This is a genomic window from Streptomyces sp. NPDC015220 (assembly GCF_043079345.1).
In the GTDB taxonomy this organism is placed as follows: Bacteria; Actinomycetota; Actinomycetes; order Streptomycetales; family Streptomycetaceae; genus Streptomyces.
The window spans coordinates 116351-137725 of sequence record NZ_JBIBUK010000008.1; the positions used below are offsets into that span (position 1 = coordinate 116351).

A 21375-nucleotide genomic window follows, 5' to 3' on the forward strand; every position below is an offset into this window, starting at 1 on the left:
CGCCGGGCGCCGAATGCCTGCCGACGGGACTCCGGGCGGCCCCGGGCGCGTCGGACGGCCGTCCCGCACCGGCGGCCGGTCGACTACCGTCGGTCGCATGACCAGCGACCGTGCCCCCGCCCTCGCGTCGGCCCTCGCCGCCGGGCCGGTCGTGCTCGACGGCGGCATGTCCAACCAGCTCGAGTCGGCCGGGCACGACCTGGGCGACGCGCTGTGGTCGGCGCGGCTGCTGGCCGAACGCCCCGAGGCGGTCGTCGAGGCGCACCTCGCCTACTTCACGGCGGGCGCGGACGTGGCGATCACGGCCAGCTACCAGGCCACTTTCGAAGGGTTCGCCGGACGCGGGATCGGCCGTGAGCGGGCCGCCGGACTCATCGGGTCGAGCGTGGAGCTGGCCCGGGAGGCGGTGCGCGAGGCGCGTGCGCGGGGCGTCACGAGGCCGCTCTGGGTGGCCGCGTCGGCCGGACCCTACGGCGCGATGCTCGCGGACGGCTCCGAGTACCGGGGCCGCTACGGGCTGACCGTCGACGAGCTGGAACGCTTCCACCGGCCGCGCCTGGAGGCGCTGGCCGCCGCCCGCCCCGACGTGCTGGCCCTGGAGACCGTCCCGGACGCGGACGAGGCGAGGGCCCTGCTGCGGGCGGTGCGCGGGCTCGGCGTGCCCGCCTGGCTCTCGTACACGGTCGACGGTCCGCGCACCCGCGCCGGGCAGCCGCTTCAGGAGGCGTTCGCGCCGGCCGCCGACGCGGAGGAGGTGATCGCGGTCGGCGTGAACTGCTGCGTGCCCGAGGACGCGGACGCCGCCGTGGCGACGGCGTCACGGGTGACCGGCAAGCCGGTCGTCGTCTACCCCAACAGCGGCGAGACCTGGAACGCCGCGGCCCGCTCCTGGAACGGCCGCTCCACCTTCACCCCCGCCCGGGTCGAGCGCTGGCGCGCCCGCGGCGCCCGGCTGATCGGCGGCTGCTGCCGGGTGGGCCCGGAGACCATCGCGGAGATCGCCCGGACGCTGACGCGGTCGTGACCGCCCTCCGGTCGCCGGCGGACCGCGCCGCCGCGACCGGGCGTCCCCGGGCGCCGCGCACCCCTGCCGCCGCCGGCCCGGCGCCAGCGGCCCCTGTCAGGTGTCGTGGACGCCGCCCGTGCGGCGCAGGCGGCGGATCACCGCGCGGAGCTCCGCGGCGCGGGCGGGGGAGGCGTCGGCCGGACCCGAGGACCTGCCGGCCGGTGCCGGACGAGGCGCGGGCTCGGCCGTCCACAGGGCCATCTCCGCGTCCCGGGGCCCGTGGACCGTGTGCGGGGGGCCGTCGCCGAAGATCCGTACCGGGTGGGTCGGGTCCCAGGCCGGCCAGCCGGGGTCGCCGTCGGTGGCGAAGCGGACCCAGGCGGCGTGCATGGCGTCCGCCAGTTCCTGCGGGGCGCCCTCACCGGCGAGTCTGCGGGAGTCCGGGACGTCGCCGGTGTCGAAGACGAAGCCGAGTTCCAGGGCGTGACAGGCGCCGAGGTCGGGCAGGAGCGAGGGCCAGGCGAACTCGTAGACGTACGAGGAGCCGGGACGGGCGTCGGCCAGGCGGTGCAGCGGGCGGCGCAGCAGGTGGTCGGTGACCAGTTGACCGACTGTCTCGGCGGCGCCGGCCCGGGGCCGCAGGGACCGGTAGCCGCGGACCACCTCGTGCCCGCAGTGGCAGCGGGCCATGGCGCCGGCCAGGGCCACCGGGCCGAGCCGGTCCACGCGTTCGAGGAGACCGCCCGGCACCAGCCACAGCCGGTACTCGTCGCGGGTCCACCCCATGAGCAGGTCGGCGTCCCGCGCCGCAGCCCCGTCCACCAGCGCCTGAAGGGGGTCGCGGGGCACGAGGTCGCCGTCGACGACGATGCCGAAGGCCGGACCGCCGAGGACCGGGCTGCTGAGCCGGCCGACCTCGGCCTGGGTGCGCAGCAGCAGCTCACGGTCGACGGCGGAGAACGCCTCGGCGGTGGCCGGCACCCTCAGCCGGGCGGCCATCCGGCGTACCATCCGCCGCACCTTGTCCCGCTCGACGGCCTCCGGCGGTCCGCTCTGCAGAACGGCGCGCCGGAACAGCCCCTGTGCCTGCGGGGCGGCGATGAGCGCGCCGACGCTGATGGCGCCGGCCGACTGGCCGCACAGGGTGATCCGGCCGGGGTCCCCGCCGAACGCCGCGATGGACTCGTCAACCCACCGCAGCGCGGCGAGCTGGTCGCGCAGTCCGGGGTTGGCGGGGGCGTCCGGGAACAGCCCGTAGCCCTCCACGCCCAGCCGGTAGTTGACGGAGACGAGGACGACTCCGTCACGTGCGAAGGCGTACCCCTCGTACACGGGGACGGCCGACGAGCCGCGGGTGAGCGCGCCGCCGTGCAGCCACACCAGGACGGGCAGCCGGGCGCCCGCCGCCGGATCGGGCGTCCACACGTTGAGGTTGAGGCAGTCGTCGCCGGGCACGACGGGGTCGGACAAGTACTGGGCGAAGGCCTCCGAGTACGGCGGCTTCGGCGCGGTCGGCCCGTAGGCGGCCGCCTCGCGCACCCCGTCCCACGGCTCGGGCGGCTCCGGCGGCCCGAAACGGCGCGGGCCGAACGGGGGCGCCGCGTACGGAATCCCGCGGAACACGGCCACCCCGTGCTCGTACCTTCCGCGTACCGCCCCATGAGGCGTTCTGACCACGGGGTCCGTCTGGTCTGCCGTCATGCGCCCACCAGCCCTTCGCCGCGCACGCCCTCGGCGCTCGCTCTCCGTGCCCGTCCCGCGTGTACGCTCCTGCGCTCTCGTGCACCGGTGTCACCAGAGCACCACAGGAGCGCGCGCTATTCCGCCGCACGGGTCCGACATGGGGCCGTACGGCGTACCCGACGGCTCCGGGGCCCGGTCGGCCACCTCCCTGCGCTCGCACGTACGTCCGATCAGACGCCGGAGCCCACCCGGCCACCCGTCACCCCCGCACGCCCGTCACCCCCGTACGCCCGCACGCCGGGCCGACCTTGGCCGGACACCCCCGCATTCGAACATCAGTACGTCCGATCGAGCCCGGCCGCACGCCCGCACGCCGGGCGCCCGGCCGGTCCCCGGCCGCGCCGCGCACCCCGGGTCCGCCGTCCACCGTCCGTCGGACGATTGACCGGCCCTCGGCACCGGATCTACCGTTCAGCCGTCCAGAAAACGCTTTCCGCCTATGTCTCCCGCGTTCACCGCCCAGGAGGACCATGCCCAGCGCCCAGCCGCTCCAAGCCGTGTTCGCCATGGATCCGGTGCACCTGCCCCGGCTCTTCCCGCCGCACCTGATGACGCGGCTGCGACGGACGGCCGGTCTCGATCCCGCGTTCGTCGTGCGGGACTTCGCCGACCCTGCCGCGGCCGGCCGGCTCTCCGAGGTCGAGGTGCTGGTCACCGGCTGGGGCTGCCCCCCTCTGGACGCGGCGGCGCTGGCCGCGCTGCCCCGGCTGCGCGCCGTGCTGCACTCCGCCGGATCCGTCCGGCCACTGGCCGGCGAGGCCCTGTGGGAGCGCGGGATCGTGGTGTCCAGCGCGGCCGCCGGCAACGCGCTGCCGGTCGCCGAGTACACGCTCGCGATGATCCTGCTCGCCGGGAAGGACGTGTTCACCCATCGTGAGCGCTTCCGTGTCACGCACGCCCACCCCTCCCCCGACGAGACGGCCGCCATCGGCAACCTGGGGCGCCGGGTCGGGGTCGTCGGCGCCTCCCGGGTGGGCCGCCGACTGCTGGAGCTGCTGCGGCCGTACGACTTCGAGGTGCTGCTCCACGACCCCTACGTCGACGCCGCCGAAGCCGCCGCGCTGGGCGCCGAGCCGGTGCCGCTGGAGGAACTGCTGCGCCGCAGCGACATCGTCAGCCTGCACGCACCGGACCTGCCCGGGACCCGGCACCTGCTCGACCGCCACCGGCTGGGTCTGATCCGGGACGGCGGCGTGCTGGTCAACACCGCGCGGGGCGCGCTGGTGGACCACGCGGCCCTCACCGAGGAGCTGGTCTCCGGCCGCCTGCGGGCGGTCCTGGACGTCACCGATCCCGAGCCGCTGCCCGCCGGCTCGCCGCTGTACCGGCTGCCGAACGTCTTCCTCACCCCGCACCTCGCGGGTTCGCTCGGTAACGAACTGGAGCGCCTGGGCCGGATCGTCGCCGACGAGCTGGACCTCCTGGCCGCGGGCCTGCCACCGGCCCACGAGGTACGGCACTCGGACCTGACCCGGGTGGCGTGAGCGCCGTCGGACCGGCCGCGACGACCACCGTCCCCGACGTCACGACGGGAGTGAACGGCCGGGCGGCGCCCGGCCGTTCACCATGTCAGCCGCCGTCCTCCGCTCCGCCGCGGTCGGCCCCCACCAGGGCCTCCATCAGATCCACGGCGCTGCCGTCGTGATCGCTGCCGGCCGTGCCGCTGCCGGTCTGGACGTTGGCCGTGCGGTCGACCTCGAGGATCGAGTCGGCGTTGGAGTTGTCGATGACGGTGATCAGACCACCGGTCCCGGCCGCCGCCCGGGGTGCGGCCCCGGCCAGCAGGGCCGCCGCCAGGACGGCCGCCGTACGCAGCCGGGGCAGGGCCCCGCTCACCCGCCCACGCCCGCGCGCTCGGGCCGCCGGTGGGCCAGGTTGCGCTCCAGCAGGCTGGTCGCGGCCCGCACGCCGATGCCGCGGGCCGGGTCCACCGCGGGCAACCGGCCGTCGGCCTGCCGGAGTTCGGTGAGCGCGGTGTCCATCGCCTCGTGTGCGGCGAAGAGACACGGGGTGCTGTAGATCGCGACGTCCACGCCGAGTTCGGACAGCTCGCCCAGCGACAGTCGCGGGGACTTGCCGCCGGCGATCTGGTTGAACAGCAGCGGCTTGTCGCCGACCACGTCGCGCACCCGGCGGAGCCACTCCACGCTGCGGATGCCGTCGACCAGGATCACGTCGGCCCCGGTGCCCGCGAGCTCCTTGGCCCGGTGCAGGATGTCGGCCTCGTCGGTGGCGTCGGTCCGGGCCACCACGACCAGGTCCTGACGGGTCGCCAGCACCTGCTCCAGCTTGGCGAGGTACTCGTCGAGCGGGAGCACCTGCTTGCCGTCGGCGTGCCCGCACCGGCGAGGGCGCTTCTGGTCCTCAAGGATCACACCGGAGGCCCCGATCCGCTCCAGGCCCTCCACCACGTGGCAGGCGACCTCGGGATCGACGTAGCCGTCGTCGATGTCGACCAGCAGGTGGTGGGCGGGGAAGGCGCCCCGCAGCCGCTGGACGAACGCCACCATGTCCGGCCAGGCGATGAAGCCGATGTCCGGCAGTCCGTAGTACGACGCCGCGAAGCCGAAGCCGGAGACGAACATCCCGTCGTAGTGTTCGGCCGCGATGGAGGCCGAGTACATGTCGTAGACACCGATCAGCGGGGTGGTCCCCGGTCCGGCGATCTGCTCGCGCAGCTTCTTTCCGTAGGTCAAGGCGTGTCTCCTCCGATGTGGGGGTGGGGCACGCGGCGCGCCGCTGGAACGCGGAGCACCCGTGGGACGCGCGACGCCAGGAGGACCACCGGACGAACGGCGGTCCGCGACACAACGACCCTTTGCCAAGACAAAAGGTTCTCTGGGTTTCCGCCAGGCATTGCCATGGGACGCTCTTTACTCACTCCAATGGCGTAACGGCTTCACCGGAGAAACGTCACTGATCGGCGTGTCGAGTCACCCGGTCGACGCGATCGCGCAGGTGAGCGCGGAAACCGGGGCCGGCGTCGAGCCCGGGGACGCGTCCGAGGGCGTCTTCCGGAAGCGCGTCCGAGGGTGTCTCCGGAGGCGTCTTCCGAGGGCGTCTTCGAAGGGATGCCCGAGAGCGTCTTCCGGGAGCGTCTTCGGGGGCGGTGCGGAACACCCGGCCCCGGCCCTGCTCGGGGCACCGGACCGGCGGGCGGCCGGCGCCCCCGCCCCGCCCCGGCGCCACAACGAGAACCCGCCGGCACGGGCGGGGATCCGCGTCCCGCCGCGGGGACCGGCTTCCAAGTCGTACCACTCGTCGGCGGGTTCCCGGGCGGCGGGCCGAGGGCGGTCCGATTCCTTCAAGACCGGCGGGCACGGCCGTCCTAATGTGCGGGCATGACTTCCCCGACTCCACGATTCGCCGTGCTCGGCCTCGTCGTCTCCGACCTGGCCGCCTCGCTCGCCTTCTACCGCCGCCTCGGGCTGGTCTTCCCGGAGGGCGCCGAACGACAGCCGCACGTCGAGGCCGAGTTGCCCGGCGGGCCGACCCTCGCCCTGGACACCGAGGAGACCATCCGCTCCTTCCACGCCGACTGGCGGCCCCCGGCCGGCGGTGGCCGCGTCTCGCTCGCCTTCCGCTGCGACACGCCCGCCGGCGTCGACTCCCTGTACGAGGACCTGGTCGGCGCCGGGTACCACGGCGAGCTCAAGCCGTGGGACGCGGTCTGGGGCATGCGGTACGCGGTCGTGCACGATCCCGACGGCAACGGCGTCGACCTCTTCGCCGTCCTACCCCCGGCCGGCCAGTAGCCGCCCCAGCGTCGTGCCCGTGAACTCCCGCACGTCCCGCGCGAGGTGCGCCTGGTCGGCGAAGCCCGCGCGGGCCGCGCACTCGGCGTGCGGCACCCCGGCGCGCGCCAGCGCGAGCGCCCGCCGCAGCCGCAGCACGCGGGCCAGCGTCTTGGGCCCGTAGCCGAAGACGGCCAGCGAACGCCGGTGCAACTGACGGGCGCCGAGGCCGAGTTCGTCGGCGGTGGCGGCGACCGGGCGGCCGGCCTCCAGGGCCGCGACGAGCCGCCCCAGCAGCGGGTCGGGCGGACCGGTCCGCGCCGCCCGTTCCAGCGCCGCCGCTTCCAACGCGGTCGCGGCGACCGGCGCCGCCGCCACGCGCTCGCGCAGCCGCCGTACGGCCGCGGCGGGCCAGAGCTCGGCCAGTTCTACGCGCCGGTCGCGCAGTTCGCGCGCGGGCACGCCGAGGTAGCCGGGCGCCGTGCCGGGGAAGAAGCGCACGCCCGCCCAGTGCGCGGGCGGCCCATCGGGGTGGTACGCCCGCGTGTCGGGCCCCGCGACCAGCAGCCGCCCCTCGCTCCACAACAGGTCCATGCATCCGTCGGGCAGCACGAGTCCGGCCCCCGGCCCGACCGGGGACTTCGTCCACACCACCGCACCGGGCAGCCGGGAGGGCCGTTCCGCGTACCCGGCCGCCCGCGCGGGTGTCCCGGCGGCCGCCCGCGCAGGGCTAGGGCCGGGCATGCGCTGTCCGGTCCGGTCCGGGCGGCGGGCCCTGGACCACGGCCGGTCCCGTCCCGGTGCGGTGCCCCTGGCGGCTGACGCCGTGGACGCGCTTGAAGGCGGTGGACGGGGCGAAGGCGCTGCCGAAGCCGACCTCGCGGGCGACGGCGGCCACGGTGTCGTCGTCACTGTCGCACGGCCGGTCGACGGCCAGGGCGAGGCGCCGGCCGGTGAGGTACGCCATCCGGTCCTCCACGCGCACGGCCCTCGGCGGTTCGAGGCAGGCGCGGATCACGAAGGCGCCGCGGGCGCGCGGGCCCTTCAGCAGACCGGCGAGTGCGTCCATGGGGTCAGCGTAGACGCGCGCGCATGCGGATGGCCGGTTCGGCGACGTTCCCCCGCCGCGCCGGGAAGTCGGCCGGCCTCGGGAGAGCGGTGGCGCAGGGGTCACCACCTCGGTGGCGGCCCCGCCTTCACCGGCCGACGGGACCCGGGCGTCGTCCACCGGCGGTGTCCGGGGGTCACCGACCCCGCGGTCGCCGGGGTCACCCGCCCTGCGGCATCCGGGCATCACCGACCCCGCGGTGTCCGGGGGTCGCCGATCCCGCGCGGTATGCGGGGTCACTGGCCCGGTGGCGGACCGGCGCCGTTGCCCTCCTCCTTGTACGGGCCGCGCGCCTGGGCGCTCCTGGCGTGGGCGCGCAGGCGCGCGGTCACGTCCTCGGGCGGCAGGAAGCGCGACCATCGCTCGGGGAACTCGGAGGGCATGTCGGGGTCGTCCGGGTCGTCGGGCTCGCTCTCCCGGGCGGCGGCGGCCCGGGCGACGTACTCGGCGATCTGCGCCTCGCGCACCCGCTCGTTGGCGGCGCGGGCCGACGCCGTCGCGGCGGCCGGCCAGACCCGGTCGATCGCTGCGTTGACCGCGGCCCCGACGAGCACCGCGAACGCGGACACGCCGATCCACAGCAGCACGGCGACCGGCGCGGCCAGGGAGCCGTAGATGGTGGGGCCCTCTACGGTGCTGGTGAGGTAGATGCGCAGCAGGAAGCTGCACACCACCCACATGGCGAGCGCGACCAGGGCGCCGGGCACGTCCTCGATCCACGGGGAGCGCACGGGCACGGACACGTGGTAGAGCGTGGTCAGGAAGGCGATGGACAGGACGATCACCACGGGCCAGTACAGGACCTGGACGACCGTCGTGGACCAGGGCACGATCCGCACCACCGCGTCCGGGCCCGCCACCATCAGCGGCAGCGCGATCGAGCCGATCAGCAGCGCCACGACGAACAGCGCGAACGCCATCAGACGGGTCCGGACGATGCCGCGCACGCCGTCGAGGCCGTACATCACGGTGATGGTGTCGATGAACACGTTCACCGCCCGGGAGCCCGACCACAGGGCGAACACGAACCCGATGGAGATGACGTCGGGCCTGCCGCCCTTCATCACGTCCCGCAGGATGGGCTGGGTGATCTCCTTGACGCCCTGGTCGGACAGGACGGTGCGGGAGGCGTCCAGGATGTTGCGCTCCAGGCTGGCGATGGTGTGCGCGCCGGTCCAGGAGTCGACGTAGAACAGCAGTCCGATCAGGCTGAGCAGCAGCGGCGGGACGGACAGCAGGGAGAAGAACGCGGCCTCGGCGGCCAGCCCCAGGATCCGGTACTCCATGCACGAGTTGACAGTGTCCTTGAGCAGCAGCCAGGCGGTCCTGCGTTTGGACACGTTCCGGTAGAGGGCTCTGGCCCGGTGGAAACGGCCGGTCGGCCTGTCGGGGGTCTCACTGGCTGGCTGCACGACCTAAAGGTATCCCTGCCGGGACCCGGCTCCGTCACCTACCGGGAGGCCCCCGTGCGGTCCGGCCGGCGCGGACGGCCGGAAGCCGTGTGGTGACCCGCCGTGCCGCGGGTAGGTTCCGTGACATGGCAGCCAGCACCCACACCGTGACCAATCAGGCGCCGCCGTTGCTCGGCTACGACGTCTACGGCGCCGACCGGGCCCTGACCGAGGCGGTCGACCGGCACGTCGACGCGGAACTGCTCACGGAGGTGCGCGGCGAGCTGGCGGCCCTCGGCCGGTCCGCGGGCTCCGCCCAGCTTCAGGAGTGGGGTGCGCAGGCCAACGACAACCCGCCGGCCCTGCGCACCCATGACCGCTACGGCCACCGGATCGACGAGGTGGACTTCCACCCGGCCTGGCACCGGCTGCTCGGCAAGGGCGTCTCCGCGGGCCTGACGGCCGCCTGGACGCGCCCGGCGGGGCATGTGCGGCGCGCGGCCGCGTTCGTGGTCTGGACGCAGGTCGAGGCGGGCAACGGCTGCCCGCTGTCGATGACCCACGCGGCGGTGCCCGCGCTGCGCACCGACCCGGAGCTGGCCGCCGAGTGGGTGCCCCGGCTGACCTCCATGGTCTACGACCGCGAGCTGCGGCCCGCGCACCTGAAGGCCGGGGCGCTGTTCGGGATGGGCCTGACCGAGAAGCAGGGCGGCAGCGACGTACACGCCAACACCACGTCCGCGCGGCCGCTCGCCGAGGCCGGCGCCTACGAGCTGACCGGGCACAAGTGGTTCTGCTCGGCGCCGATGTCGGACGGCTTCCTGGTGCTGGCCCAGGCTCCGGGCGGGCTCACCTGCTTCCTGGTGCCGCGCGTGCTGGCGGACGGCACGCGGAACGTGTTCCTGGTCCAGCGGCTGAAGGAGAAACTGGGCAACCGGTCGAACGCCTCCGCCGAGGTGGAGTTCGACCGCACCTGGGCGCGCCGGGTCGGCGAGGAGGGGCGCGGGGTGCACACCGTCATGGAGATGGTGGCGGCGACCCGGCTGGACTGTGTGCTCGGCTCGGCCGGGCTGATGCGGCAGGCGGTGGCGCAGGCGGTGCACCACTGCGACCACCGCGAGGCGTTCGGCGGCAGGCTCGTCGACAAGCCGCTGATGCGCAACGTGCTGGCCGATCTCGCACTGGAGTCGGAGGCGGCGACGACGCTCGGGCTCCGGCTCGCGGCGGCCTACGACGACGGGGGCGAGCAGGAGCGGGCGTTCCTGCGGATCGCGGTGCCGGCCGCCAAGTACTGGGTGACCAAGCGGTGTGCGCCGCTCGCGGTGGAGGCGTCCGAGTGCCTGGGCGGCAACGGGTACGTGGAGGACTCCCAGATGCCCCGGCTGGTGCGGGAGTCGCCGCTCAACTCGATCTGGGAGGGCGCCGGCAACGTGCAGGCGCTGGACGTGCTGCGGGCGCTGCGGCGGGAGCCGCAGGTGCTCGACGCCTATCTGCGGGAGGTCGCCCGGGCACGCGGCGCCGACCACCGCCTCGACGCGGCCATCAAGGACCTGCTCACCGAGTTCGCCGACCTGGACGGCGTCGAGGCGCGCGCCCGCCGCCTGGTGGAGCGGCTCGCGCTGGTGCTCCAGGGGGCACTGCTGGTGCGGTACGCGCCGCCCGAGGTCTCGGACGCGTTCTGCGCCTCCCGGCTGGGCGGCGACTGGGGCGCGGCCTTCGGCACCCTGCCGCACACACTTGACCTGGCGTCACTGGTGGACCGGGCGCGGCCGGTGGTCTGACGCCGGTGTGGTTTCCGGCTACGGCGCGGGGTGGTGCCGCGCCGACACGGCACCACCCCCGCCACCGGCCCGTGGCGGGCCGGGGACGCCGCACGGAGCGGCGTCGGACAAGTCTCGACCAGACCTCCCCCTGATCACCAGGGTCTCGACAAGGTCCGGCCCCGCGTCCCCGTGACCGGCCGGTCCCTGCCCGCCCCGGCGGGAGGCACTCCCAACCGGACAGCCGGGAAGGTCGCCGGCACGTGGCCGGAACGCTCCGGGGCCACCGGCCGCCGGTGGCCCGGCGGCCCTTTCCCACGGGAGGCCCCGGTGGCTCGGGCACCGGTGGACGCGACGCGGTTCGCCGCCGTCGACACGGCGGCCTGACGGCGACGGCACGGCGACCCGACGGCGACGGTGCGGGTGCTCGACGAGGTGGGCTCCACGACCCTCGCCGCCCGGCGCACGCGCGTGCCGCCGCGCCCGGTGACCGGCCGGCCGGCCGGTCCTGAACGCCGGTGCCGCGCACCGGAGTCGGCCCGGAGCACGACGTCCGCACCGGGCCGCCCGACCCGTGAGGTGGTGGAGCGGCGGCGGACGGCGTACCGGCCGCGGCAGGTGCTGCCCGCGGCGCGCCACGGGCTGTCGTCCGTCGCGGACGCCGCCCACCCCATCATGGTGGTCGTCGGCGAGGGGCCCCGGTGCTGTGGTGGCAGAGGGCGTCCCCCGGTGCCGCGCGAGGCGGCCGGGCCGGGCCTCGAACTCGGCTCCGGCCGGGGCGAGGAGGCGGCCGGGACGGACGGCGTGGGCACTTCGGCGGTGGTGCGCCCGCCCGGCCGGGAGCGCGGTCGCGGCGGAGCGGCCCGAGCCGGCGCTGCGGGGCATCTTCCCCTTGTTTGCGGGGTCTTCGTCCTGCGGCGCCCCGGACTGCCGTAGCATCCCTTGCGGGTGGCCCCATGTGCTTCTTGGTCAACGCTCGGCTCGCGCGACGCAGTTGGCCCGCCCCGGCCGGCGGGCGCCCCGGCGGCGGACCGAGCCCTGAACTGGGGGGTTGGATGAAGCAACGCGGCAGACACCGCAGGCGCAGGCAGGGCCGTGCGCTGCGCGCGGCCCTGGCCGGGGCCGGCCTCTCGCTGACCGCCGCCGCCACCCTGATCAGCACCTCGCAGGCCACGGTCGCCGACGACCCGGGAGCCCTGAAGCCGCTCACCTCGTCCGCCCGGCTGGACCGGCTGCGGCTGACGGAACAGCCGGTCCCGGCACGGTCACTGGCCCGGCTCGCGGCGGCGATGGGCCGGCCGGTCGACGCCGGAGCGGTGCTGGACAGCGCCGACCGGACGCTGCGCGACGCGGACGGCTGCACGGCCGAGGAGAAGGAGTCGCTGCCGGTCGAACCGGCGGCCACCCGCGCGTACTGCTGGAACGCCGCCGACGCCGCCACCCGCCAGTGGCAGCCGGAGTCGGTGGCCACGTCCGGGGACGCCGCGGACGACGGCCGGTGGGGCACGCACCGCGTGATCCTCTCCGGCTGGTCCCGGCACGGCGGCGAGGCCGGCAGCGACCTGGCGCGGGTGGCCTTCGTCGACGCCGACGATCCGGACCACCTCACCTACACCTGGGCGCTGCTCGCCGTCCCGGTCGACGGCGGACGTGACTACCGCGGCCTGGCCTCGCGCGTGTCGGGAATGGTCTGGTACCGGGACAAGCTCCTGGTCACCACCTCCGGCGGTGAGCGCGACGCGCTGTACGTCTACGACCTGCGCCGGATCCAGCGCGCCACCGTCGCCGGCGACGCGGTCGGCCGGGTGCCGGGCGGCTGGTCGGCGCACGGGTACCGCTGGGTGCTGCCGGCGGTCGCGTCCTACCGGCCGGTGGAGGGCAGTTGCGCCCGGGCCGACACGCCGTCGGCTCAGGCGGACTCCGCCGATGACGGGGGTCTCGCCGCTCCGGCCGGTTCTCCCATCGCGGCCGCCCCCTGTCCGACCGGGCTCTCACTGGACCGGGGCTCCGCGCCGGGCAGTCTGGTGGCGAGCGAGACGGCGCCCCGGGGCAGCGGGCGGCACACCCGTCTGTGGCGGTACTCCTTCAGCACGGACCCGGACCGCGCCGGGCTGCTGGCCACCGACCCGGCCGGGACCGTCACCGCGCGGGAGGCGTACGAGACGAAGGTGGACGGGGTGCGGGGCGTGCTGACCCGGCGCACCGGCGCCTCCGGCCCCGTCTGGTACCTGGCCCGGGCCGCCGGCCCCGACAGCGGGCACGGCACCCTGTGGCGGCAGGACCTGCGGGGCGCCGGGGCGACGGAGTGCGGCTCCTCCGACGACACCCGCCGCTGCTGGGGCGACGGCACCGGCTCCCTCGCCTACTGGGCGCAGACCGGCGAGGTCTGGTCGCTGTCCGGGCGGACCCTGTTCGCGGTCCCCCTGTCCTCGGTCGAGCGGGCCCTGCGGTAGACCCCCGGGGCGGACGCCGCACGGACTCGTGAACGTCTCCCCGACCGCAGCGCCCGCGAGCTGCGCGGCCCGCTCCACGTGAGTCCGGGCACCCTCGATCGACACGGGCCCGGGCCGGATGATTCCCTGGCCGGCATGACGAACATCGCCGTGACCACCTGGTCCCTGGAGCAGACCGCCCCGGCCGACCTCCTCCCGGCCGCCGCTCCGGAGGGGGACGTCCGGATCGTCCGCTCCGAGGTGCCCTCGCCCGAGTTCAGCCGGTTCCTGTACGCGTCGGTCGGCGGCGACATCCGCTGGACCGACCGGCTCGGCTGGTCGTACGCGCGGTGGCGGGAGTTCCTGGAGCGTCCGGGGGTCGAGACGTGGGTGGCCTACGACCGGGGCACGCCCGCGGGTTACCTGGAGCTGGAGGCGCAGGACGACGGAGTGGTGGAGATCGTCTACTTCGGGCTGGTCCCGGCCTTCCGCGGCCGGCGGATCGGCGGCCACCTGCTGTCGTACGGAGCCGCCCGCGCCTGGGACCTCGCCGACCGCTGGCCGGGACTGGCGACGACGAAGCGGGTCTGGCTGCACACCTGCAGCAAGGACGGCGAGCACGCGATGGACAACTACCGGCGCCGCGGCTTCAAGCTCTTCGACACCAAGGTCGAGGAGGAGGCGGAAACGGCCACTCCTGGCCCCTGGCCGGGGGCGTACGCGGCCTGACCCGCGCGGCCGGGATCCCGTCAAGGCCCGACCCCCGACCCGGCCGGAACCAGTCCGCGCGATCCCGGCCCGACCGGACCGAACCCGCCCACGCGACCCCGGCCCGACCCGACCCGTAACCGCCGCCCCCGGGGCCCGGCCCGTCGCCCCGGGGCCCCACGGACCCGCCCCCGTCCCGCGGGCGCGTGCCTTACGCGCACACGGCCCAACCGGCGGAAGATGTCCGGAATCCGCCGGTCCAAGTGACCTCGAACATCGCCCGAACGCTCCCGCGCGGTCGTGGGGAACGCGGTCGGCACCGGACGGTCGCAGTGGGAACCGTCCAACCGCCGGACGTGTGATCAAAGACACCCTTGTCTTGCTCTGCGAGACAAGGGTGTCCACATATTGGATAATGCTGGACTGTGTCCAGATCGCCGTGCCACGCTGCGGTCATGTCTGGAACTGGAACCGCCTTGGTGAGCCGACGGCACGTCGACCACGGCCGCATGTCCAGCGCCATCTGTCCGGCGAGCTGATCCGCCCGCAGTGGCCCTGGGCCGTCGGCCCAGCCTCACCGGATCTTCTGTTCTCCCCTGCCTCCGCGCAATGACGCGCATGCCTGCCTGTCTGCCCATGCGCCCGCATCCGCGCAGGTCAGAGCCGCATACCCCGCTGTCCCGAAGGACGTATCGACCATGGCCGCCTCTTCGCAGAACCCCGTCGCGCCCCGCCGCAAGGTGAGTCGTCACCGCGGCGAGGGGCAGTGGGCCGTGGGGCACCTGACCCCGCTCAACGGCAACGAGCAGTTCAAGAAGGACGACGACGGTCTCAATGTGCGGACACGCATTGAGACGATCTACTCCAAGCGCGGATTCGACTCCATCGACCCCAACGACCTGCGGGGACGCTTCCGCTGGTGGGGCCTCTACACCCAGCGCCGCCCCGGGATCGACGGCGGCCGCACCGGTCTGCTGGAGCCCGAGGAGCTCGAGGACGAGTACTTCATGATGCGCGTCCGCATCACGGGCGGCCGGCTCACCACCGAGCAGTTGCGGGTGATCGGCGAGGTCGCCGAGACCTACGCCCGGGGCACCGCGGACATCACCGACCGGCAGAACATCCAGTTCCACTGGGTGCGGATCGAGGACGTGCCGGCCATCTGGGAGCGCCTGGAGTCGGTCGGCCTGTCCACCACGGAGGCCTGCGGCGACTGCCCGCGCGGCATGCTCGGCTCCCCGGTCGCCGGGGTCGCCGAGGACGAGATCATCGACGGCACCGCCGCGCTGGAGGAGATCGTCCGCCGCTACATCGGCGACCCCCGCTTCTCCAACCTGCCGCGCAAGTTCAAGACGGCCGTCTCCGGTTCCCCGCTGCTGGACGTCGCCCACGAGATCAACGACATCTCCTTCGTCGGCGTGGTCCACCCCGAGCACGGCCCCGGCTTCGACCTGTGGGTCGGCGGCGGCCTGTCCACCAACCCCCGGTTCGGGGAGCGGCTGGGCGCCTGGGTGCCCGAGTCGGACGTGCCGGACGTCTGGGAGGCCGTCACCTCCGTCTTCCGCGACTACGGCTACCGCCGGCTGCGCAACCGGGCCCGGCTGAAGTTCCTGCTCGCCGACTGGGGCGCGGAGAAGTTCCGCCAGGTGGTGGAGGACGAGTACCTCGGCCGCAAGCTGATCGACGGTCCGGCCCCCGAGATGCCGGCCCAGCGGTGGCGCGACCACATCGGCGTGCACCGCCAGAAGGACGGCCGTTTCTACGTCGGCTTCGCCCCGCGCGTGGGCCGGATGGACGGCTCGCTGCTCACCAAGGTCGCCGAACTGGCCGAGAACCACGGCTCCGGCCGGGTCTCCACCACCGTCGAGCAGAAGATGATCATCCTGGACGTTCCGCAGGACCGGGTCGACTCGCTGGTCGACGGTCTGGAGGCGCTGGACCTCAGGGTCAGCCCCTCCCCGTTCCGGCGCGGCACGATGGCCTGCACGGGCATCGAGTTCTGCAAGCTCGCCATCGTGGAGACCAAGGAGCGCGGCAGCGACCTCATCGACGAACTCGAGCGCCGGCTGCCCGACTTCGACGAGCCGCTCAGCATCAACATCAACGGCTGCCCCAACGCCTGTGCCCGCATCCAGACCGCGGACATCGGTCTCAAGGGCCAGCTGGTCACCGACGCCGACGGCAACCAGGTCGGCGGCTACCAGGTGCACCTGGGCGGCGCGCTCGGCCTGGAGCCTTCCTTCGGCCGCAAGGTCCGCGGGCTCAAGGTGACCTCCGCGGAGCTGCCCGACTACGTCGAGCGGGTCCTCAAGCGCTTCCAGGCCGAGCGCGAGGACGGCGAGCGGTTCGCCGTCTGGGCGGCGCGCGCCTCCGAGGAGGCCCTGTCGTGAGCGAGCGCGCCGCGCCCTTCTACTGCCCCTACTGCGGCGAGGAGGACCTGCGTCCGGGCGAGCAGGGCCACGGGGCCTGGGAATGCGCGGCGTGCAACCGGGCCTTCCAGTTGAAGTTCCTCGGGCTGCTGGCCCGGGGACTGAAGCAGGCCGCCGACGACGGAGGGGATGACCGCATATGACGACGGCTCAGGAAGAGCGCACCGCCGAGGAGTTGAAGGCGCTGGCCGAGCAGGCCGGTCGGGACCTGGAGGACGCCTCCGCGCTGGAGATCCTCCAGTGGGCGGCCGAGACCTTCGGCAAGCGGTTCTGCGTGACCTCCTCCATGGAGGACGCGGTGGTCGCCCACCTCGCCGCCCGCGCCATGCCCGGCGTGGACGTGGTGTTCCTCGACACCGGCTACCACTTCCCGGAGACCATCGGCACCCGCGACGCGGTGGAGGCCGTGATGGACGTCAACGTCATCACCCTCACCCCGAGGCAGACGGTCGCCGAGCAGGACGCCGAGTACGGCCCGAAGCTGCACGACCGGGACCCGGACCTGTGCTGCCGGCTGCGCAAGGTACAGCCACTGGAGCAGGGCCTGGAGGGCTACCAGGCGTGGGCGACCGGGCTGCGCCGCGACGAGTCCCCGACCCGGGCGAACACCCCGGTCGTCGGCTGGGACGAGAAGCGGCGGAAGGTGAAGATCTCCCCCATCGCGCGGTGGTCACAGGAAGATGTGGCAGCGTACGTCGCCGAGCACGGGGTTCTCACCAACCCGCTGCTGATGGACGGCTATGCCTCCGTCGGCTGCGCCCCGTGCACCCGCCGGGTGCTGGAGGGCGAGGACGCTCGCGCCGGCCGCTGGGCGGGCCGCTCCAAGACCGAGTGCGGACTGCACGGCTGACCATGACAGACATTCAGGAGACACACGTGACGACCGGAGCCACCGTCTGGCTCACGGGTCTGCCGAGCGCCGGCAAGACCACCATCGCGCACGAGCTGGCGGCCCGGCTCCGCGAGGAGGGCCACCGCGTCGAGGTCCTCGACGGCGACGAGATCCGCGAGTTCATCTCCGCGGGCCTCGGCTTCAGCCGCGAGGACCGGCACACCAACGTGCAGCGCATCGGCTTCGTCGCCGAACTGCTCGCCCGCAACGGCGTCCTCGCGCTGGTGCCGGTGATCGCGCCGTACGGCGACAGCCGGGACGCGGTGCGCAAGCGGCACGAGGAGAACGGCACCGCCTACGTCGAGGTGCACGTGGCGACGCCGGTCGAGGTGTGCTCCGTACGCGATGTGAAGGGCCTGTACGCCAAGCAGGCCGCGGGCGAGCTGACCGGGCTGACGGGCGTCGACGACCCCTACGAGGAGCCCGAGTCGCCGGACCTGCGGATCGAGTCGCAGCACCAGAGCGTGCGGGAGTCCGCGGCGTCCGTGTACGCGCTGCTCAGCGAAAGGGGACTGGCATGACGACCGTGGCGAGGGTGAAGGAGGGAGGCGAGGGCACCGACAGCCCGTACGCCCTCTCGCACCTGGACGCGCTGGAGTCCGAGGCGGTGCACATCTTCCGCGAGGTGGCGGGCGAGTTCGAGAACCCGGTGATCCTGTTCTCCGGCGGCAAGGACTCCATCCTGATGCTGCACCTCGCGCTGAAGGCGTTCGCGCCGGCGCCGGTGCCGTTCGCGCTGCTGCACGTGGACACCGGGCACAACTTCCCGGAGGTGCTGGAGTACCGCGACCGGACCGTGGCCCGGCACGGGCTGCGGCTGCACGTCGCCTCCGTGCAGGACTACATCGACCGGGGCGTGCTCAAGGAGCGCCCGGACGGGACCCGCAACCCGCTGCAGACCCTCCCGCTGACCGAGAAGATCCAGTCCGAGAAGTTCGACGCGGTCTTCGGCGGCGGGCGCCGCGACGAGGAGAAGGCGCGCGCCAAGGAGCGGGTGTTCTCGCTGCGTGACGAGTTCTCCCAGTGGGACCCGCGCCGCCAGCGCCCGGAGCTGTGGAACCTCTACAACGGCCGGCACGCCCCGGGCGAGCACGTGCGGGTGTTCCCGCTGTCGAACTGGACCGAGCTGGACGTGTGGCAGTACATCGCGCGGGAGGGCATCGAGCTCCCGGAGATCTACTTCGCGCACGAACGCGAGGTGTTCCGGCGCAACGGGATGTGGCTGACCGCCGGCGAGTGGGGCGGGCCCAAGGACGGCGAGAGCGTAGAGAAGCGCCAGGTGCGCTACCGCACGGTCGGTGACATGTCCTGCACCGGCGCGGTCGACTCCGACGCGGTGACGCTGGAGCAGGTGATCACCGAGATCGCCGCCTCCCGGCTCACCGAGCGGGGCGCGACCCGGGCCGACGACAAGCTCTCCGAGGCCGCGATGGAAGACCGCAAGCGCGAGGGGTACTTCTAGCCATGAACAGCACCACAGAACCCACCGAGCCGCTGTCGGTCGAACAGTTGTCGGAGACCACCCTGCTGCGGTTCGCCACCGCCGGGTCGGTCGACGACGGCAAGTCCACCCTCGTCGGGCGGCTGCTGCACGACTCCAAGTCGGTCCTCACCGACCAGTTGGAGGCCGTGGAGCGGGCCTCGGCCTCGCGCGGCCAGGACACCCCCGACCTGGCGCTGCTCACCGACGGCCTGCGCGCCGAGCGGGAGCAGGGCATCACCATCGACGTGGCCTACCGCTACTTCGCCACCCCGCGCCGCCGGTTCATCCTGGCCGACACGCCGGGCCATGTGCAGTACACCCGGAACATGGTCACCGGCGCCTCCACCGCCGAGCTGACGGTGATCCTGGTCGACGCCCGCAACGGCGTGGTCGAGCAGACCCGCCGGCACGCCGCCATCGCGGCGCTGCTGCGGGTCCCGCACGTGGTCCTCGCCGTGAACAAGATGGACCTGGTCGACTACCGGGAAACGGTGTTCGCGCGGATCGCCGAGGAGTTCACGGCGTACGCGACCGAGCTGGGCGTCCCGGAGGTCACCGCGATCCCGATCTCGGCGCTCGTGGGCGACAACGTGGTGGAGCCGTCCTCGACGATGGACTGGTACGGCGGCCCGACCGTGCTGGAGCACCTGGAGACGGTGCCGGTCAGCCACGACCTGAGCCACTGCCACGCGCGACTGCCCGTGCAGTACGTGATCCGGCCGCAGACCGCCGAGCACCCCGACTACCGGGGGTACGCCGGTCAGATCGCCGCCGGTTCGTTCCGCGTCGGCGACGAGGTCACCGTCCTGCCCTCCGGCCGCAGGTCGCGGATCTCCGGCCTGGACCTGCTCGGCGAGCCGGTCGACGTGGCCTGGACGACGCAGTCGGTGACCGTCCTGCTCCAGGACGACATCGACGTCTCGCGCGGCGACCTGATCGTGCCGAGCAAGGACGCCCCGGCGACCACCCAGGACGTGGAGGCGACCGTCTGCCACGTCGCCGACGCCCCGCTGACCGTCGGCCACCGGGTGCTGCTCAAGCACGGCACCCGCACCGTCAAGGCGATCGTCAAGGACATCCCGTCCCGGCTCACCCTCGACGACCTGTCCCTGCACCCGCACCCGGGGCAGCTCGTCGCCAACGACATCGGCCGGGTGAAGATCCGCACCGCCGAGCCGCTGCCGGTGGACTCCTACGCCGACTCGCGCCGCACCGGCTCGTTCATCCTGATCGACCCCAGCGACGGCACCACGCTCACCGCCGGCATGGTCGGCGAGTCGTTCGCCGCGCCGGACCCGGTCAAGGACTCCGCCGACGAGGACGGCTGGGACTTCTAGGCATGAGCTCCTACGACTTCTACTCGATGTTCGCCAAGGAGGGCGGCCGGGTCGGCAGCGGCGCCCTCGGCAGCGGGCAGGGCGGGGTGGCCCGATGTGTGCGCTGACGTACGCGCACCGCATGCGCGCCCGCACCCGCCACCGCCGACGAAGACCTGCCGACCTCCCGGCCACGACCTGAGAGACCGTGACCGCCGGGCCTCCGAGAGGACCGCCTCCCGTGCCTGCCAAACCCTCCGCCGTACTCCGCCGCGGCCTCGCCGTGGCCGCCGCCCTTCCGCTGCTCACCCTCGCCGCCTGCGGGTACGGATCCAACGCCAAGGACGACGCCGCCACCCAGAAGATCGCCGCCGGCGCGAAGAAGACCGACGGGCTCGACTCGGTCAGGATCGGCTACTTCGGCAACGTCACCCACGCGACCGCGCTGGTGGGCGTGCGCAAGGGCTTCTTCCAGAAGGAGCTGGGGGCGACCGTCGTCAAGCCCACCGTCTTCAACGCCGGCCCCTCCGAGATCGAGGCGCTGAACTCCGGCTCCATCGACATCGGCTGGATCGGCCCGTCCCCGGCGATCAACGGCTACACCAAGTCCGAGGGCAAGAACCTGCGGATCATCGGCGGTTCGGCGTCGGGCGGGGTCAAGCTCGTGGTGAACCCGGCGAAGATCAAGTCTTTGGCGGACGTCAAGGGCAAGAGGATCGCGACGCCCCAGCTGGGCAACACGCAGGACGTGGCGTTCCTCAACTGGATCGCCGAGCAGGGCTGGAAGGTCGACGCGCAGAGCGGCAAGGGCGACGTCTCGGTGGTCCGCACCGACAACAAGATCACCCCGGACGCCTACAGGTCCGGCTCCCTCGACGGCGCCTGGGTGCCCGAGCCGACCGCGTCCAAGCTGGTCGCCGAGGGTGCCAAGGTGCTGCTGGACGAGTCCACGCTGTGGCCCGGCCAGAAGTTCGTGATCACGAACGTCATCGTGTCGCAGAAGTTCCTCAAGGCGCACCCCGAGGCCGTCGAGGCGGTGCTGAGGGCGTCCGTCGAGACCAACAAGTGGATCAACGCCAACCCGGACCAGGCGAAGGCCGCGGCCAACGAGCAGCTGGCCGTCGACTCCGGCAAGGCCCTGCCGGCCGACGTCCTGGACCCGGCGTGGAAGTCGATCAGGATCACCGACGATCCGCTGGCCGCCACCCTGAACACCGAGGCGCAGCACGCGGTCGAGGCCGGTCTGCTCAAGCAGCCGAAGCTGGACGGCATCTACGACCTCGCCCTCCTGAACAAGGTCCTCCAGGCAGAGGGCCGGCCCACCGTCAGCGACGCCGGTCTCGGCGCCGAGTAGAGCCCGAAGCGGAAGAGTT

At 73.8% G+C, this 21375-nt stretch carries 19 protein-coding genes; 13 read left to right on the forward strand and 6 right to left on the reverse strand.

Features of this window, described 5'->3' with window-relative positions:
• Nucleotides 1-97: 97 nt before the first annotated feature.
• Nucleotides 98-1024, forward strand: a complete 927-nt coding sequence (gene mmuM / locus ACF061_RS18710) for a homocysteine S-methyltransferase (RefSeq protein WP_392267978.1) — start codon at nt 98-100, stop codon at nt 1022-1024.
• A 96-nt stretch (nt 1025-1120) separates the two neighbouring features.
• Here the strand turns inward: mmuM and ACF061_RS18715 are convergent, their stop codons facing one another.
• Nucleotides 1121-2707 carry a carboxylesterase/lipase family protein gene (locus ACF061_RS18715; protein WP_392267979.1) on the reverse strand — a complete coding sequence of 529 codons (1587 nt, stop codon included), beginning with the start codon at nt 2705-2707 and terminating at the stop codon, nt 1121-1123.
• Nucleotides 2708-3219: 512 nt separating this feature from the next.
• On the opposite strand from ACF061_RS18715, the gene ACF061_RS18720 reads away from it, so the two are divergent.
• The gene (locus ACF061_RS18720; RefSeq protein ID WP_392267980.1) at nt 3220-4233 is read left to right on the forward strand and encodes a hydroxyacid dehydrogenase; all 1014 of its coding nucleotides are present in this window, start codon (nt 3220-3222) and stop codon (nt 4231-4233) included.
• A gap of 85 nt (nt 4234-4318) precedes the next feature.
• Here ACF061_RS18720 and ACF061_RS18725 read toward each other — a convergent pair whose 3' ends face one another.
• Together ACF061_RS18725 and ACF061_RS18730 are read right to left on the reverse strand one after the other, a co-directional pair.
• Entirely contained in the window at nt 4319-4585 is a 267-nt protein-coding gene (locus ACF061_RS18725; RefSeq protein WP_392267981.1) for a hypothetical protein, read from the reverse strand.
• Nucleotides 4582-5445: an oxaloacetate decarboxylase gene (locus ACF061_RS18730; RefSeq protein WP_392267982.1), complete on the reverse strand. Its 864-nt coding sequence runs from the start codon at nt 5443-5445 to the stop codon at nt 4582-4584. Before ACF061_RS18730 ends, ACF061_RS18725 begins: the two co-directional genes overlap by 4 nt.
• Before the next feature lie 645 nt (nt 5446-6090).
• On the opposite strand from ACF061_RS18730, the gene ACF061_RS18735 reads away from it, so the two are divergent.
• The gene (locus ACF061_RS18735; RefSeq protein WP_392267983.1) at nt 6091-6504 is read left to right on the forward strand and encodes a VOC family protein; all 414 of its coding nucleotides are present in this window, start codon (nt 6091-6093) and stop codon (nt 6502-6504) included.
• Here the strand turns inward: ACF061_RS18735 and ACF061_RS18740 are convergent.
• The 3 genes from ACF061_RS18740 to ACF061_RS18750 form a co-directional block, all read right to left on the reverse strand.
• On the reverse strand, nt 6484-7227 hold the full coding sequence (locus ACF061_RS18740) for a helix-turn-helix domain-containing protein (protein WP_392267984.1): 744 nt from the start codon (nt 7225-7227) through the stop codon (nt 6484-6486). The genes ACF061_RS18735 and ACF061_RS18740 overlap by 21 nt on opposite strands.
• Nucleotides 7214-7552 (reverse strand): hypothetical protein, encoded by a 339-nt coding sequence (locus ACF061_RS18745; protein ID WP_392267985.1) that lies wholly within the window; start codon nt 7550-7552, stop codon nt 7214-7216. The genes ACF061_RS18740 and ACF061_RS18745 overlap by 14 nt, the downstream gene beginning before the upstream one ends.
• A gap of 275 nt (nt 7553-7827) precedes the next feature.
• On the reverse strand, nt 7828-9003 hold the full coding sequence (locus tag ACF061_RS18750) for a YihY/virulence factor BrkB family protein (protein ID WP_392267986.1): 1176 nt from the start codon (nt 9001-9003) through the stop codon (nt 7828-7830).
• 125 nt (nt 9004-9128) lie between these two features.
• Between ACF061_RS18750 and ACF061_RS18755 the strand changes: the two genes are divergently transcribed.
• The 10 genes from ACF061_RS18755 (at nt 9129) to ACF061_RS18800 (ending at nt 21356) form a co-directional block, all read left to right on the forward strand.
• Complete coding sequence (locus ACF061_RS18755) at nt 9129-10763, forward strand: acyl-CoA dehydrogenase family protein (RefSeq protein ID WP_392267987.1); 1635 nt, start codon at nt 9129-9131, stop codon at nt 10761-10763.
• A gap of 1034 nt (nt 10764-11797) precedes the next feature.
• Nucleotides 11798-13195, forward strand: coding sequence for a hypothetical protein (locus ACF061_RS18760; protein ID WP_392267988.1), 1398 nt, complete (start codon nt 11798-11800; stop codon nt 13193-13195).
• A gap of 135 nt (nt 13196-13330) precedes the next feature.
• Entirely contained in the window at nt 13331-13903 is a 573-nt protein-coding gene (locus ACF061_RS18765) for a GNAT family N-acetyltransferase (RefSeq protein WP_392267989.1), read from the forward strand.
• Between the two features lie 677 nt (nt 13904-14580).
• Entirely contained in the window at nt 14581-16272 is a 1692-nt protein-coding gene (locus ACF061_RS18770; protein ID WP_392267990.1) for a nitrite/sulfite reductase, read from the forward strand.
• Entirely contained in the window at nt 16269-16454 is a 186-nt protein-coding gene (locus tag ACF061_RS18775) for a hypothetical protein (protein ID WP_392267991.1), read from the forward strand. The genes ACF061_RS18770 and ACF061_RS18775 overlap by 4 nt, the downstream gene beginning before the upstream one ends.
• Nucleotides 16451-17161 (forward strand): phosphoadenylyl-sulfate reductase, encoded by a 711-nt coding sequence (locus ACF061_RS18780; RefSeq protein ID WP_392267992.1) that lies wholly within the window; start codon nt 16451-16453, stop codon nt 17159-17161. Before ACF061_RS18775 ends, ACF061_RS18780 begins: the two co-directional genes overlap by 4 nt.
• A 26-nt stretch (nt 17162-17187) precedes the next feature.
• On the forward strand, nt 17188-17724 hold the full coding sequence (gene cysC / locus ACF061_RS18785) for an adenylyl-sulfate kinase (RefSeq protein ID WP_392267993.1): 537 nt from the start codon (nt 17188-17190) through the stop codon (nt 17722-17724).
• On the forward strand, nt 17721-18665 hold the full coding sequence (cysD, locus tag ACF061_RS18790; RefSeq protein WP_392267994.1) for a sulfate adenylyltransferase subunit CysD: 945 nt from the start codon (nt 17721-17723) through the stop codon (nt 18663-18665). The genes cysC and cysD overlap by 4 nt, the downstream gene beginning before the upstream one ends.
• 2 nt (nt 18666-18667) lie before the next feature.
• Nucleotides 18668-20023, forward strand: coding sequence for a sulfate adenylyltransferase subunit 1 (locus ACF061_RS18795; RefSeq protein WP_392267995.1), 1356 nt, complete (start codon nt 18668-18670; stop codon nt 20021-20023).
• 220 nt (nt 20024-20243) lie between these two features.
• Nucleotides 20244-21356 (forward strand): aliphatic sulfonate ABC transporter substrate-binding protein, encoded by a 1113-nt coding sequence (locus ACF061_RS18800; RefSeq protein WP_392267996.1) that lies wholly within the window; start codon nt 20244-20246, stop codon nt 21354-21356.
• Nucleotides 21357-21375 lie beyond the last annotated feature (19 nt).

Bases quoted from the DNA above. Each gene is read 5' to 3' on its own strand.
- ACF061_RS18755 (WP_392267987.1), top strand. From the start codon at position 9,129: ATGGCAGCCAGCACCCACACCGTGACCAATCAGGCGCCGCCGTTGCTC.
- ACF061_RS18715 (WP_392267979.1), bottom strand. From the start codon at position 2,707: ATGACGGCAGACCAGACGGACCCCGTGGTCAGAACGCCTCATGGGGCG.
- ACF061_RS18735 (WP_392267983.1), top strand. From the start codon at position 6,091: ATGACTTCCCCGACTCCACGATTCGCCGTGCTCGGCCTCGTCGTCTCC.
- ACF061_RS18795 (WP_392267995.1), top strand. From the start codon at position 18,668: ATGAACAGCACCACAGAACCCACCGAGCCGCTGTCGGTCGAACAGTTG.
- cysD (WP_392267994.1), top strand. From the start codon at position 17,721: ATGACGACCGTGGCGAGGGTGAAGGAGGGAGGCGAGGGCACCGACAGC.
- ACF061_RS18780 (WP_392267992.1), top strand. From the start codon at position 16,451: ATGACGACGGCTCAGGAAGAGCGCACCGCCGAGGAGTTGAAGGCGCTG.
- ACF061_RS18760 (WP_392267988.1), top strand. From the start codon at position 11,798: ATGAAGCAACGCGGCAGACACCGCAGGCGCAGGCAGGGCCGTGCGCTG.
- ACF061_RS18720 (WP_392267980.1), top strand. From the start codon at position 3,220: ATGCCCAGCGCCCAGCCGCTCCAAGCCGTGTTCGCCATGGATCCGGTG.
- mmuM (WP_392267978.1), top strand. From the start codon at position 98: ATGACCAGCGACCGTGCCCCCGCCCTCGCGTCGGCCCTCGCCGCCGGG.
- ACF061_RS18745 (WP_392267985.1), bottom strand. From the start codon at position 7,552: ATGGACGCACTCGCCGGTCTGCTGAAGGGCCCGCGCGCCCGCGGCGCC.
- ACF061_RS18740 (WP_392267984.1), bottom strand. From the start codon at position 7,227: ATGCCCGGCCCTAGCCCTGCGCGGGCGGCCGCCGGGACACCCGCGCGG.
- ACF061_RS18770 (WP_392267990.1), top strand. From the start codon at position 14,581: ATGGCCGCCTCTTCGCAGAACCCCGTCGCGCCCCGCCGCAAGGTGAGT.
- ACF061_RS18765 (WP_392267989.1), top strand. From the start codon at position 13,331: ATGACGAACATCGCCGTGACCACCTGGTCCCTGGAGCAGACCGCCCCG.